This window comes from Deferrisoma sp. (assembly GCF_054681715.1).
Genome location: NZ_BAAHFQ010000012.1, coordinates 1 through 13,618, shown reverse-complemented (window position 1 = coordinate 13,618; position 13,618 = coordinate 1). Strand labels below are relative to the sequence as shown.

13 protein-coding genes are annotated in these 13,618 nt (G+C 71.6%); 11 read left to right on the top strand and 2 right to left on the bottom strand.

Annotated elements, in window-relative coordinates; translation table 11 throughout:
• Positions 1–83: 83 nt before the first annotated feature.
• A complete protein-coding gene (locus ACY0I8_RS03370; RefSeq protein WP_461393584.1) occupies positions 84–1,490 on the bottom strand; it encodes a citrate/2-methylcitrate synthase in 1,407 nt (468 codons plus the stop codon).
• Positions 1,491–2,123: 633 nt separating this feature from the next.
• On the opposite strand from ACY0I8_RS03370, the gene ACY0I8_RS03365 reads away from it, so the two are divergent.
• The 3 genes from ACY0I8_RS03365 (at position 2,124) to ACY0I8_RS03355 (ending at position 5,526) form a co-directional block, all read left to right on the top strand.
• A complete protein-coding gene (locus ACY0I8_RS03365; protein ID WP_461393583.1) occupies positions 2,124–3,326 on the top strand; it encodes a hypothetical protein in 1,203 nt (400 codons plus the stop codon).
• A 98-nt stretch (positions 3,327–3,424) separates the two neighbouring features.
• Positions 3,425–4,102 (top strand): response regulator transcription factor, encoded by a 678-nt coding sequence (locus ACY0I8_RS03360; RefSeq protein ID WP_461393582.1) that lies wholly within the window; start codon positions 3,425–3,427, stop codon positions 4,100–4,102.
• Positions 4,099–5,526, top strand: a complete 1,428-nt coding sequence (locus ACY0I8_RS03355; RefSeq protein WP_461393581.1) for an ATP-binding protein — start codon at positions 4,099–4,101, stop codon at positions 5,524–5,526. Before ACY0I8_RS03360 ends, ACY0I8_RS03355 begins: the two co-directional genes overlap by 4 nt.
• Before the next feature lie 39 nt (positions 5,527–5,565).
• On the opposite strand, the gene ACY0I8_RS03350 is transcribed toward ACY0I8_RS03355, so the two are convergent.
• The gene (locus ACY0I8_RS03350) at positions 5,566–5,964 is read right to left on the bottom strand and encodes a periplasmic heavy metal sensor (protein WP_461393580.1); all 399 of its coding nucleotides are present in this window, start codon (positions 5,962–5,964) and stop codon (positions 5,566–5,568) included.
• Between the two features lie 167 nt (positions 5,965–6,131).
• Here ACY0I8_RS03350 and ACY0I8_RS03345 point away from each other — a divergent pair, with 167 nt between their 5' ends.
• From ACY0I8_RS03345 to ACY0I8_RS03310, 8 genes are all read left to right on the top strand, one after another.
• Positions 6,132–6,830, top strand: coding sequence for a response regulator (locus tag ACY0I8_RS03345; RefSeq protein WP_461393579.1), 699 nt, complete (start codon positions 6,132–6,134; stop codon positions 6,828–6,830).
• A complete protein-coding gene (locus ACY0I8_RS03340; protein ID WP_461393578.1) occupies positions 6,827–8,155 on the top strand; it encodes a sensor histidine kinase in 1,329 nt (442 codons plus the stop codon). Before ACY0I8_RS03345 ends, ACY0I8_RS03340 begins: the two co-directional genes overlap by 4 nt.
• Before the next feature lie 62 nt (positions 8,156–8,217).
• Positions 8,218–9,555, top strand: a complete 1,338-nt coding sequence (gene glnA / locus ACY0I8_RS03335) for a type I glutamate--ammonia ligase (RefSeq protein ID WP_461393577.1) — start codon at positions 8,218–8,220, stop codon at positions 9,553–9,555.
• Positions 9,556–9,635: 80 nt separating this feature from the next.
• Positions 9,636–10,310, top strand: a complete 675-nt coding sequence (locus tag ACY0I8_RS03330; RefSeq protein WP_461393576.1) for an HAD family hydrolase — start codon at positions 9,636–9,638, stop codon at positions 10,308–10,310.
• Positions 10,307–11,278 (top strand): DMT family transporter, encoded by a 972-nt coding sequence (locus ACY0I8_RS03325; protein WP_461393575.1) that lies wholly within the window; start codon positions 10,307–10,309, stop codon positions 11,276–11,278. The genes ACY0I8_RS03330 and ACY0I8_RS03325 overlap by 4 nt, the downstream gene beginning before the upstream one ends.
• 17 nt (positions 11,279–11,295) lie before the next feature.
• A complete protein-coding gene (locus ACY0I8_RS03320) occupies positions 11,296–11,802 on the top strand; it encodes a thermonuclease family protein (protein WP_461393574.1) in 507 nt (168 codons plus the stop codon).
• Positions 11,803–11,890: 88 nt separating this feature from the next.
• Complete coding sequence (locus ACY0I8_RS03315; RefSeq protein WP_461393573.1) at positions 11,891–12,802, top strand: class I SAM-dependent methyltransferase; 912 nt, start codon at positions 11,891–11,893, stop codon at positions 12,800–12,802.
• A 2-nt stretch (positions 12,803–12,804) separates the two neighbouring features.
• Positions 12,805–13,602, top strand: coding sequence for a TrmH family RNA methyltransferase (locus ACY0I8_RS03310; protein ID WP_461393572.1), 798 nt, complete (start codon positions 12,805–12,807; stop codon positions 13,600–13,602).
• Positions 13,603–13,618 lie beyond the last annotated feature (16 nt).

The window sequence follows — 13,618 nt, the reverse complement described above, 5'->3', positions numbered from 1 at the left end:
TCCCCTGGCGCCGGGCGGCCCGAGTTGCTCGGCCGTCGCGTTTCGTCGGAACCCCCAGCCCCACCGCCGCACTTTGCATACGTTTAGAACCCCCGTTCCTCGGGCGCGGGAAACCCCTTGTGGAACTCGCCCACGTAGATGGCCCGGGGCCGGAAGATCCGGTTGTTCTGGAGGTACTCCAGAACCCGGGCCGTCCAGCCCGCCACCCGGCTCACGGCGAAAAGCGGGGTGAACATCTCCGGCTCGATCCCGAGACTGCGGTAGACGAGGCCGGAGTAGAAGTCCACGTTGGGAAAGATCTTCTTCGCGTTTCCGAACCGGCTGAGCACCTCCCGCTCGAGGTCCTGGGCCACGCGAAAGAGCGGCTCCACGTTGGGCTTGCCCCGGGCCAGGGCCTCGGCCAGGGGGCCCAGTACCCGGGCCCGGGGGTCGTAGGCCTTGTACACGCGGTGGCCGAACCCCATGATCCGGCCCTTAGCCGCGAGTTTCTCCTCGACCCAGCCGGCCACATCCCCACGCTCCCGGATCTCCTCGAGCATGTAGATCACCTGCTCGTTGGCCCCGCCGTGGAGCGGCCCCTGAAGGGCCGCCACGCCCGAGCCCACGGCCAGGTAGATGTCGGCGAGCGTCGAGGCCACCACCATGGAGGCGAAGGTGCTCGCGTTCATGCCGTGGTCCGCGTGGAGGATGAGGCACACGTCCATGACCCGCTCCTCGAGCGGGGTAGGTCGCCGGCCGGTCATCATGTAGAGCAGGTTCGCGGCGTGGCTGAGCTCCGGGTCGGGATCCAGGGGCATGAGGCCCTGGTGGACCCGGGAGATGGCCGCGGCCAGCGTGGCCAAGCCGGCGATCAGGTGGTAGGCCGACTGGATCGTGCCGGCGTCGTCCATCTGCTGGGCGTCCCGGAGCCGCCGGGCCCGGCTGCGCCGCTTGAACTCGTAGATCGCGTGGGTCTCCCCCCGGGGCTTCGTTTCCATGGGGATCGAGTCCTCGTCCGACCCGATGATGTCGCCCTTGACCGGGTGGCGCTCCCGGGAGTCGGCGTAGGTGAACTCCTGGCGCATCAGGTTCACCCCGAGTCGCAGGGCCGCCATGGGGTGCATGTCCTCGATCGGAAACCCCATGAGCATCCGCAGCGTCTTCGTGACCCACCGGTACTCCACCAACCGGTTCCGAAACGCCCGGAACTCCTCGGCCGAGGGAAGCTCCCCATGGAGCAGCAGGTAGCACACCTCCTCGAAGTTGGAGTAGGCCGCCAGGTCGAAGATGTCGTAGCCCCGGTACACGAGCCAGCCCTTGGCGCCGTTGACGTACCCCACCTTGGTCTCGCACGCGATGGCCCCCTCGAGCCCGGGGCCCACGGTGCAGGTGACCGGCCATTTCACCCGCTTCGTGAGCCCCGGTTCGGGCTCGTTGGAAGTCTCGGCCCGGGCCCGGGCGGCGGCCCGCTCGATGATCTCGGTGATCGTGTGGCTGTGATGGTGATCCATGCGCAGCTCTCCTTCGGCGGGGCACCGTGCAGCCCGCGGACGCAACGGCACAGCGGTGCGTCCGCGGCGAGCCCCTCCCGGCCGCGGTGCCACGATGGTTGGCGAATGGGGCGGGAATGCAAAAACGCCCCGGTCTTGAAGCCGGGGCGAAACGTCCGGCAGGTTCGCGGACTGTACCAGCTCGTTCCAAAAAACGCAAGTATCCCGCGCGTTTGATGCCACCAAACCCGCCGCCGGGAGTCCTTCACGAAATCTTCATACGCCGTTCAGGCTTTCTTCACGCCCACCCCGGTAGCCTGCGTCGGTAGGGAAACCGGGGGCCCCTCCCGAGGCCTCCCTCGCCGGGGTCCCGGGGGTTGCCTCCTGGCCCCCGGGCCCGGCGCCCTTTCTTTGGCCCTCGATCGGGAAAGGAGGTGACTCATGAGGCATGGTGTCGGAACGGCGTTGGCTCTCCTGGTGGCGGTAGCGTTGGGCGGATGCGGAAGCAGTTCGTCGGGCGGTGGACCGAGCGACCCACCGGAGCCCGCGTTCACCGCAGCGCGCTTCGGGGCGGATTCGGCGAGCGTCACGAACGAGTTCTTCCCCCTGGAACCCGGAACCACCTGGACGTACACGAACGAAACGGAAGACGGCGTGGAAACGGACGTGGTCGAGGTGCTGGAGGAAACCCGCACGGTGGCCGGCGTGGAGTGCCGGGTGGTGCACGACCGGGTGTTCCTCGACGGCCTACTGATGGAGGACACCTACGACTGGTACGCCCAGGATGCAGACGGGAACGTCTGGTACCTCGGGGAAGCGGTGACCAACTACGACTACGACGACGAAGGGAACGTCGTGGCCACCGACGACGAGGGGGCCTGGGAGGCCGGCGTGGACGGGGCCGAGCCCGGGATCCTGTTCAAGGCGCAACCCGCGGTGGGCGACTCCTACCGCCAGGAATACCTGGAGGGGGTCGCGGAGGACATGGCCAAGGTCGAGGCCGTGGATGGGACCGTGGAACTCGACGACGGCACCACCTACACGGGCTGCGTGCAGACCCTCGAGTGGAACCCGCTGGAGGAAAACTCCGACGCCCACAAGTATTACTGCCCCGGCGTGGGGGTGGTGAAAGAAGAAGAGGCCGGCGAACTGGTGGAGCTCCGGGGGCTGTTCCACCAGGGGGCGGACCGGGTGCCGGACTTCGCCGCGGCGACCTTCACGACCCCGACGGACGTGGACAACGCTTTCTTTCCCCTGGTTCCCGGCACGACCTGGACCTACACGGCCGAGACCGAGGACGGGGTGGAGACCACCGTGGTGGAGGTGCTCGACGAAACCCGCACGGTCAACGGGATCGAGTGTCGGGTCGTGCGTGACCGGGTTTATTTAGGAGACGGGCTGCCCCTGGGCCCGGAGGATCTCTTGGTGGAGGACACCCACGACTGGTACGCCCAGGACGACGCCGGCAACGTGTGGTACATGGGCGAGGACGTGATGAACTACGAGTACGACGACGATGGGAACGTGATCGCGACGGATAGCGAGGGCTCCTGGGAGGCGGGCGTGGACGGCGCCGAACCGGGTTACCTGATGCTCGCGTCCCCGGCGGCCGGCACCTCGTACTATCAGGAGTACTACGAGGGCGAAGCCGAGGACATGGCCTACGTGGTGGCCACGGGGGTGACGGTGGAACTCGACGACGGCACCACCTACACGGGCTGCGTGCAGACCCTGGACTGGAACCCCCTGGAGCCGGACGTGTTGGAGTACAAGTGGTATGCCCCCGGCGTGGGGGTGGTGAAGGAAGAAGCCCTCACCGCCGATGAAACCGTGGAGTTGATCTCGCTGGCGCCGTGACGGTTGCCGTTCCGTTGAAACCTGTGGGAGCCTTCCCCCGCGCGTGGGGGAAGGCTCCCGTTCGTGTACGGGGATGGTGAAACACCGCGGAGGTGACCGTGCGGCTCCTGATCGTGGAAGACGATGTGGATCTCTCCAACGCGCTGACCCGCGGGTTCCGGGAGGAGGGGTTCGCCGTGGACCAGGCCTTCGACGGGGAGGACGGCCTGTGCCTGGCCCGCATGGGCGAGCACGACCTCGTGGTACTCGACCTCATGCTCCCCGGCATGGACGGCTTCCGGGTGCTTGAAACGTTGCGGGGCGAGGGAAACCGAGTTCCGGTGGTGTTCCTCACCGCCCGCGGTGACGTGGAGGACCGGATCCGGGGGCTTCGCCTCGGCGGGGACGACTACCTGCCCAAGCCGTTTCGGTTCGAGGAGTTGCTCGCGCGGGTCCGCGCCGTGCTCCGGAGAACCCACGGCGTGGAGCAAGACGTGTTGACCTGGGGGCGTCTGCGCCTGGACATGGAGGCCCACCGGGCGTTCTGGGCAGAGCGGGAACTCTCCCTCACCCCGAAGGAGTTCCAGATCCTCCAAGCTCTCCTGCTGCAGAAGGGAAAAACCCTGTCCCGCACCCGCCTGAGCCTCCAGGTGTACGATCACGCATTCGACGCCGAATCCAACGTGCTCGACGCCCACGTGGCGAACCTACGGCGAAAGCTCAAGGCAGCGGGCGGTGAGCGGGTCATCGAGACGGTCAGAGGCGTGGGGTTTCGCATTCCGGAGACGCCGGAATGACCTCGATCCGGGCGCGGGTCCTCGCCCCGCTTCTCCCCCTGACCGCGCTGGCCCTCCTCGTGACCGCGGCCGGCATCCACGCGTCCACCCGGCGGGATCTCCTGGCCTCGTTCGACCGCGGGCTGCTGGCATCGGCGCGGGCCCTGGCGGCCGGGGTCGAAGTGGAGGTCGACGGGACACCGGCCTTCGACCCGGAGGATCTGACCCTTCCGGAACTCTCCACGCCGAGTCCGGACTTCTTTTACGTGATCTTGGGGGAAGACGGACAGGTGGTCGCCCGCTCCCCGCAGGCCCCGGCGGTGGGGCCCCCCGCCGGGAGCGACGGGCCGCGGGTGACGGACGGGCCGTCCGGATTTCGCGTGGCGATCCTGCCGGTGGTCCGGGAACCCGAGCGCGACCCGGAGGACGTGGAGGAGTGGCAAGAGGCGCATCCTGGGGAGCCGCTTCCCGAGCCGGAACCCCAAACCCTTTGGGTGGCGGTGGGGCGGGCCGCGAAACCGGTGGAGCAGGCCCTTTCCCGGCTCCGACGGCGTCTTTTCGTCGGGTTCGGCGGCCTGTTCGTGGCCCTGGTGCTCCTGCCGGTCTGGATCGTCTCCCGGGCCCTCCGACCGCTGGAGGCGTTGTCCCGCCGGGCGGACGAGATCGGGCCCGAGGACCCTTCGGCGCGCCTGCCCGAGGAGGCGGTGGTCCAGGAGATCCGTGGCCTGGTCCGGGCCCTGAACCGCGCCCTGGAGCGCCTTGGGGCGGCCTACGAGCGGCAGAAACGGTTCTCCGCGGACGCCGCCCACGAGCTGCGCTCGCCCCTGGCCGCGGTGCAGACCGAGTGCGAGGTGGCGCTGCGCCGGCCCCGCCCGCCGGAGGAACTGCGGGGATCGCTCGAGCGGGTGCTGTGCCGGGTGCGAAAGCTCGCCGCCATGGTGGAGGACCTGCTGCGCCTGTCCCGGCTGCAGAACGGGGTGCTTCCGGGGGGGTGGGGCGAGGTCGATCTGGCGTGCGTGGCCTCAGAGGCCGCGGCCCTTCACCGGGCGGCGGCGCAGGCCAAGGGTGTGGACCTCGAGGTCCGGGCCGAGGGCCCGGTGTGGGTCCGGGGGGACCCGGGACTCCTCGAGGAAGCCGTGTCGAACCTGGTGGACAATGCGGTACGGTACACGCCGAGCGGCGGGCGCGTCCGGGTGGAGGCGCACGGCGGTCCGGACCCTTCCGTGGCGGTTTCCGACACGGGCCCGGGTATCCCCCCCGAGCACCGAGAAAAGATCTTCGAGCGCTTCTACCGGGTGGACCCCTCGCGGTCCCGGACCGACGGGGGCTCCGGGCTGGGCCTCGCCATCGTCCGGGAGATCGCCCGGATCCACGGGGCAGACGTGCAGGTGGAGAGCCGGAAGGGCGAGGGATCAACGTTTCGCATCTCGTTCCCGACGGGATGAAGCGGCCCCCCGGCAGCGGGCCGGGGGGCGCGTGCGGCTCTACCAGCGCGGGCCGGGGCCGCGGTGGCGGCGGCCCGGGCCGAAGTCCTCCAGGAGGTCCTTCCAGGCCTCGCGCTGCTCGTCGGTCAGCACGGTCGCGATCCGCTCGTGGGTATCCTCGCGCAGGGCCTCCATCTCGTCTCGTACCTCGGCCCGGCAGCCCTCCTCCTTGTCCCAGATCTCCTGGCGCTTCTGGTGCGCCCCCTCCAGGATCTTCCGGACCTCGGCCTGCTGGTCCTCGGTGAGGTCCAGGTACCGCGTGAGGTGGGTGAGCTGGCGGTCCGGGTCGGGGGGCCCGCCCCGGCGGCCCCCGCCGGCCCAGGCCGGGACCGCGGCGAGGAGCAGGGCGGCCCCCAGGGTCAAGAACGGGATCCAACGGTGTGTGCGTCGCGTGTTCATGGCTGCCTCCTTCGTGGGAAACGGGGTTGGGTCGGCCGACGAAGGGAAGCATAGCGCGCCGGCCCGAAAAGGGGGGTGAAGACGTTCGGGCAAACCGTAAAGAACGGTAAACGGGGGAGGTGCGCGGCCCCGGGGGCGGGTAGAATCGTGCCCCGGGAGGTGATCGGATGGACGAGCGCAAGATCCTGGTGGTGGACGACGACGCGGAGCTTTGCGAGCTCCTCCAGGAGTACCTGGGCCGGGAGGGGTTCGGGGTGGAGACGGCGCCCGACGGCCCCGCGGGGCTCGATCGGGCGCGGGCCGGGGCGTTCGACCTGGTGGTCCTGGACGTGATGCTCCCGGGGCTCGACGGGTTCGAGGTGCTCCGGGAACTCCGGAAGACGAGCGACGTGCCCGTGATCATGCTCACGGCCCGGGGCGACGACGTGGACCGGATCGTGGGCCTCGAGCTCGGGGCCGACGACTACCTGCCCAAGCCCTTCAATCCCCGGGAACTCCTGGCGCGGATCCGGGCCGTGGGGCGCCGCGCGCGGGCCGGCCGCGAACCCGAGGTGGTCCGGGCGGGGGACCTGGAACTCGACCCCGGCACCCGCACGGCCCTCCGGGCCGGCGAGCCGGTGGACCTGACCTCGGCCGAGTTTTCGCTTCTGGAGGTGCTGCTCCGGCAGGCGGGCCGGCCGGTGAGCCGCGACGAGCTGGCCCGGCAGGGCCTGGGCCGGCCGCTCATGGCCTTCGACCGGAGCGTGGACGTGCATGTGAGCAGCCTGCGCCGGAAACTCGGCCCGGCCCCGGACGGAACGGAGCGGATCCGCACCGTGCGCGGGGTGGGCTATCTGTACGCGCTGCCGGGGCGGAGGGGGCCATGACCGGCGGCCGGTTGTTCCTCAAGATCTTCGTCGCGTTCTGGCTCGCGATGATCCTGATCGGGGCGGGCATCGCGGCCATCGCCCTTACGCGGCCGCCGCCCCCCATGCCCCACGAGGTGCTCCTGCCCCGGGTGCCCGAGGTGCTGACCCTGTGGGACGAGGCCGGCCCCGACGCCGCGGCCGAGCGCCTGGAGGCCCTGGGGCGGCGGGTGGGCGCCGCGCTCTACCTGTTCCGGCCCGGCGGGGCCTGGATCGGGCCCGAGGAGCCCACCGCCGAGGTCCTTCGCGTTGCCGAGGCCCAGCTCCGGGGGCATCGGATGCGGGGCATGGCCCGCCGTCTCGGGCTCCGGGCCTGGATGGCCCCCGGCCCCACGGTGCTCGTGGCCCGGTTCACGCCGCCCCATCCCCTGTGGCGCTGGGTCCGGCTCGACACCCTGGGCCAGCGGCTCGCCCTCATGTTCGTGGTGGCGGGCCTCGTTTGCTTCGGGCTCGCCCGCTACCTCGCCGCGCCGGTGCGGGCGATCCGGGAGGCGACCCGGGAGCTCGCGGCGGGAAACCTCGGGGTGCGGGTTGGGCCCCGGCTCGGCCGGCGGCGGGACGAGATCGCCGACCTGGGACGGGACTTCGACCGGATGGCCGAACGGCTCGAGGCCCTCCTGGCCGCCCACCGGACCCTCCTGCGCGACGTGTCCCACGAGCTGCGTTCGCCCCTGGCCCGACTCCGGGTGGCCCTGGAGCTGGCCCGGGACGACGCCGGCCCCGCGGCCCTGCCGAGCCTCGACCGGGCCGAGCGGGAGATCGGCCGCCTGGACCACCTGATCGGCGAGGTCCTCACGCTCTCCAGGCTCCAGACCGCGGGTCCCGAACTCCGGCGGGAGCGCCTCGACCTGGCCGGCCTTGCCGAGGCGGTCGCGGCCGACGCCCGGTTCGAGGCCCCGGACCGGGCGGTGCGGGTCTCCGCCGAGGGGCCGGCGGTGGTGGAGGGCGATCCGGAACTCCTGCGAAGGGCCCTGGAGAACGTGGTGCGAAACGCCGTGCGCCACACCCCGGCGGGCGGCGAGGTCCGGGTGGAGGTGGGGGCGGACGGCGCCGAGGCGCGGGTGGCCGTGCTCGACGCCGGCCCCGGGGTACCCGAGGCGGACCTCGAGCGCATCTTCGAGCCGTTCCGGCGGGTGGAGCGGGCCCGGGAGCGGGGGTCCGGCGGGGCGGGCCTGGGGCTCGCCATCGCCCGCGCTGCCGTGGAGGCCCACGGCGGCCGGATCTCGGCCGCGAACCGGCCCGAGGGGGGCCTGCGGGTGGAGATGGGGTTTCCGATCCCACCTTGAGATTCGAGCCCCGGCGGGGTACGATCCCGCGCCGTTGCCCATTTTTCCGCCACAAGAGAGGAGTGCCCCCGGTGACCAAGAAGGAGATCCTCGAGATCGTCGAACGCGAGAACATCCACTTCTTCCGGCTCCAGTTCGTGGACATTTTCGGGTTCATGAAGAACGTCGCGATCCCCCGGAGCCAGATCGAGAAGGCCCTCGACGGCAAGATGATGTTCGACGGGTCCTCCATCGACGGGTTCGTGCGGATCAACGAATCCGACATGTACCTCAAGCCCGACTACTCCACGTTCCGGGTGCTCCCCTGGCGGAAGAAGGAAGGCCGGGGCGCGGCCCGGATCATCTGCGACGTGTACAAGGCCGACGGCGAGACGCCCTTCGAGGGGTGCCCCCGGGTGAACCTGCGCCGGGTCCTGGAGGAGGCCAAGAGGGACGGGTTCACCATGAACGTGGGGCCCGAGTGCGAGTTCTTCCTGTTCAGCCTCGAAAACGACGAGCCCACCACGGTGACCCACGACAAGGCCGGGTACTTCAGCGTGGACCCCGAGGACTACGGCATCGAGTGCCGCCGGGAGATCATCGAGACCCTGGAGCAGATGGGGTTCGAGATCGAGGCGAGCCACCACGAGGTGGCCGAGGGCCAGCACGAGATCAACTTCAAGTACGCCGACGCGCTCGCCTGCGCCGACAACGTGGTGACCTTCAAGTGGGTGGTGAAGACCATCGCCCGCAAATACGGGCTCCACGCCACGTTCATGCCCAAGCCGGTGTTCGGCATCAACGGCTCGGGCATGCATACGAACCAGTCCCTGTTCCGGCTCGACGGGACGAACGCCTTTTTCGACCCCGAGGCCCCGCTGCAGCTCTCGGCCACGGCCCGGCAGTACATCGCCGGCATCCTCAAGAACGCCCGGAGCTTCGTGGCCGTGACGAACCCGCTCGTGAACTCCTACAAACGGCTCGTGCCCGGGTACGAGGCGCCGGTGTACGTGGCCTGGTCGGCCTCGAACCGAAGCGCCATGGTGCGGATCCCGGCGGCCCGGGGCATGTCCACCCGGGTGGAGGTGCGCTGCCCCGACCCCACCTGCAACCCCTACCTGGCCTTCGCGATGATGCTCAACGCCGGGCTCGACGGGGTGCGCAACGGGCTCGAGTGCCCGCCCTCCACCGACGCGAACATCTTCGACATGACCGGGGAGGAGAAGGCCGCGGCCGGGATCCCGAGCCTGCCGGCCTCGCTCGCCGAGGCCCTGGACGAGTTCGAGAAGAACCCCCTGAGCCGGGCCACCCTGGGCGACCACATCTTCGAGAAGTACGTGGAGGCCAAGCGCAAGGAGTGGGATGAGTTCCGCACGGCCGTCACGGACTGGGAACTCGACAACTACCTGGGCATCTACTAGGAGCCGTCCGGGATTCCACCGGGGAACGGGGCGCCCGCGGGCGCCCCGTTCTCGTTGGGGCCCGGCGGGGGAGGACGAGGATGGACCGCGGCGTGGTGTTCGACCTGGACGGTACCCTTCTGGACAGCCTGCGGGACATCGCCCGGGCGGCCAACGCCGTGCTGGAGCGGTTCGGGTTCCCGCCGCACCCCGAAGGGGCCTACCGCCGGTTCGTGGGTGACGGCATGGAGATGCTGGTGCGCCGGATCGTTCCCCCGGACCTGGCCGAGGACGGGGTGGCCCGGGTGCTCGCCGCGCTCCGGGACGAGTACCGGCGCCGATCCCTGGAGACCACCCGGCCGTACCCGGGGGTTCCGGAACTCCTGGACGGGCTCGTGGCCCGGGAGGTCCCGTTCGCCGTCGTGACCAACAAGCCCCACGAGCCGGCCGTGGAGATGGTCCGCGCGCTTCTGGGCCGGTGGCCGTTTCGGGCCGTGATCGGCGCGGGGCCCGACACGCCCCGGAAGCCCGACCCGGCGGGGGCCCTCCGCGCCGCCCGGATCCTGGGGGTTCGCCCGGAGGACTGCCTCTACCTCGGCGACACGGCCACCGACATGGAAACCGCCCGGGCCGCGGGCATGGTGCCGGTGGGGGCCCTGTGGGGGTTCCGGGACGAGGCCGAACTTCGGGCCGCGGGCGCGGCCCGCCTCCTGCGTCGGCCCGAGGACCTCCTGCCCCTCGTGGACGGCGCCCGGCCGGCCGGGGGAACCCCGTGAGCGCCGACCCCGCCGCCGTCGGGCTTCGCGCGCGCCCCGGGCCGTGGGTCCACTGGGTCTCGGCGAGCCTGGTGATCCTCCTGTGGGGAGGGTCCTACGCGGCCACCCGGGCGGCGGTGCGGGAGTTTCCCCCGCTTCTTCTGGCGTTCCTGCGGTTCGCCCTGGCCGGCCTGATCTTTTGGCCCTTCGTCCGGGCCCGGTGCGCGGGGGTGCGCCTGGCGCCGGCCGACCGGTGGTCCGCCGCCGGCCTCGGGCTCACCGGGGTGACCCTCTACTTCGCCTTCGAGAACCTGGGCCTGGCCCGGACCACGGCGAGCCACGGGGCCCTGATCATCGCCACGATCCCGCTTGCCACCGCGCTGGCCGAGGCCGTGCGCCGCCGCCGTCGGCCCCGGCCCCGGGTGCTCCTGGGGCTCGCCACGGCCCTCGTCGGGGTGGGGGTGATCGTGGGGGCCGACGCGGGTCCCGACGCTACCGCCCTGGGCGACGGCCTCATGTTCGGGGCGGTGGGCTCCTGGGTGGCCTACACCTTCCTGGCCGACCGCCTGGGCCGGCGGTACCCCAACCTGTGGGTGACCCAGGCCGCCATGCTCACCGGTGCCGCGTTCCTGGCTCCCCTGGCGGCCGTGGAGTGGGCGGTGGCGCCCCCCGCGGCCGCGCCCTCTCCGGCCGGTTGGGCCGCGTTCCTGTACCTCTCGGTCCTGTGCTCGGCCCTGGGCTATCTCCTCTGGAACGCCGCCATCCCGGCCCTCGGGACCACCGCCGTGAACACCCTGATCTACGGGATCCCCCTGGCCGGGGTGGCCTCGGGGGTGGTGTTCCTGGGGGAACCCCTTTCCGGTACGATGCTCTGGGGCGCGGCCCTGATCCTGGCCGGCGTGTGGGCGGCGACCCGGGCCGAGGTCAAGAACTCGGGGCCGGATGCCGTATCGTATGCGGGGGCGGGGTCCGAAGGAGACCGCGGGTGACACGGAGGGCGTTGACGTTGAGGCACCGGAAGGACGGGCCGGCGGTACTGTTTTTGGCGCTCGCGCTCATCGCGGCCGGCTGCGGCCTGTGGCGGGGCGAGTTCGAGGGCAAGGTGGTCCGGGTGATCCGGGGCGACACCATCAAGGTCCAAAAAGACTCGGGCCGGATCGTCCGGGTGGTGCTGGCCGGGGTGGACAGCCCCGAGAAGGGCCAGCCGTACGAGAAAAGGGCCCGAAGCTTCGTGCAGGCCAAGGCCATGGGCAAGCGGGTCCGGGTGATCGCCCAGGGCCGGAACCGCTACGGCCACACGCTCGGGGTGGTGCTTCTGCCCGGCGGGAAGAACCTGAACCGCCTGCTCGGGGCCGAGGGGCTCGCCTGGGCCGACCCCGACTACGACGAGGACCCCGAACTCGGGAAGCTCGAGGAGCGCGCCCGGCGGTTCCGCAAGGGGCTGTGGCGCGACGACGACCCCGTGCCCCCCTGGGAGTTCCACCGCAAGAAGAGCTGGCGCGGCCGCGACTGAGCGGGCGGGCCCGTCCCGCCGCCTTGCGCCCCGCGCCGTCCTTCCCGTAGGCTCCCCGAAAACCGCGCGCCCCGATTCCACCGAAACCATGACCCGAGCCGACACCCCCCCCGAAGAAACCTACGAGCTGCTCGACACCGGCGGCGAGCGCCGCCTGGAGCGGGTGGGCCCGCTTCGCGTGGTGCGCCAGGGGCTGGCCGCCCTGTGGCCGCCCCGGCTCCCGGCCGCCGAGTGGGACCGGGCCGACGCGGTGCATCACCGAAGCGACAAGGGCGGGGGCCGGTGGGAGTGGCGGACCGGGGAGCCCCGGGAGTTTGCCATCGCGTACGGGGGAAGCAGGTTCTGGATCCGGCTCACCGACTTCGGCCACCTAGGGCTCTTTCCCGAGCAGGCCGAGAACTGGGACTGGCTCCGCCGGACCCTCCGGGCGATGGAGGGATCGGAGTCCCCCAAGGTCCTGAACCTCTTCGCCTACACCGGCGGTTCCACCCTGGCCGCGAGCCAGGCCGGGGCGGCCGTGGTCCACGTGGACGCGGCCCGGGGCGTGGTGGACTGGGCCCGGGAGAACGCGCGGCTTTCGGGGGTGGCCGACCGGCCCATCCGGTGGATCGTGGACGACGCGCTCAAGTTTGTCCGGCGGGAGGCCCGGCGGGGCAACCGGTACCAGGGCATCGTCCTCGATCCCCCCACCTTCGGCCGGGGCCCCAAGGGCCAGGTGTTCAAGATCGAGGAGCACCTGTACGAGCTCCTGGAGGCCTGCGCCGCGATCCTCGCGCCCGGGCCCGCCTTCGTGCTCCTGAGCTGCCATACCCCGGGGTTCACCCCCACCACCCTGGCGAACCTCCTGGAGGCCGCGATACCCCGCCGGCCCGACCGGATCGAGAAGGGCGAGATGCTCGTGACCGACCGGACCGGCCGGCCGCTCCCGAGCGGCACCTACGGCCGGTGGGTGTCGGGGGTCGGCGCGCCAGACGCCGGGAACAGGCGGCCCGCCGCCTAGCCATGCTCATCCAGAGCCCCCAGAACCCCCGCATCAAGGCCGTGGCGCGGCTCCTGGCGAGCCGGCGGCACCGGGACCGGGAGCGGCTCACCGTGGTGGAGGGCCTGCGGGAGGTCCGCCGGTGCCTCGACGCGGGCTGGATGCCCCGGGAGGCCTACGCCTGCGAGGGGCGGATGGGGCCCGAGGGGAGGGATCTCCTGGGGCGGCTCGAGACCTCGGGGGTGCCGGTGTTCCGGGTGTCGGAGGCGGCTTACGCCCGGATCGCCTACCGGGAGGGGAGCGGCGGGATCGTCCTGGTGGTGCCCTACGCCGACACCAGCCTCGGCCGGCTGGCCCCGCCCGACCCGGCGTTCCTCGTGGTGGTGGAGGGGGCCGAGAAGCCGGGGAACGTGGGCGCGATCCTGCGCACGGCCGACGCCGCCGGGGTCCACGGCCTCATCCTCTGCGGGGAGGGCACCGATCTCCACAACCCCAACGTGATCCGGGCGAGCCTGGGCACCCGGTTCCTGGTGCCCTGCGCCGAGGCCCCGACCCCGGAGGTGATCGCCTGGCTCCGGGCGCGGGGCGTCCGCACGGTGGCGGCCACGCCCGAGGCCGTTCTCGACTACACCGCGGCCGACCTGACGGGGCCCGTGGCCGTGGTCATGGGAAGCGAGGCCCACGGGCTTTCGGCGGCCTGGCGCGAGGCCGCCGACCTCAAGGTGCGCATCCCCATGTTCGGGGCGGCCGACAGCCTGAACCTCGCCACGGCCACGGCGCTGGTGCTCTACGAGGTGGTCCGGCAGAGGGATAGAGCGTAGCCATCCTGGGGCCTCT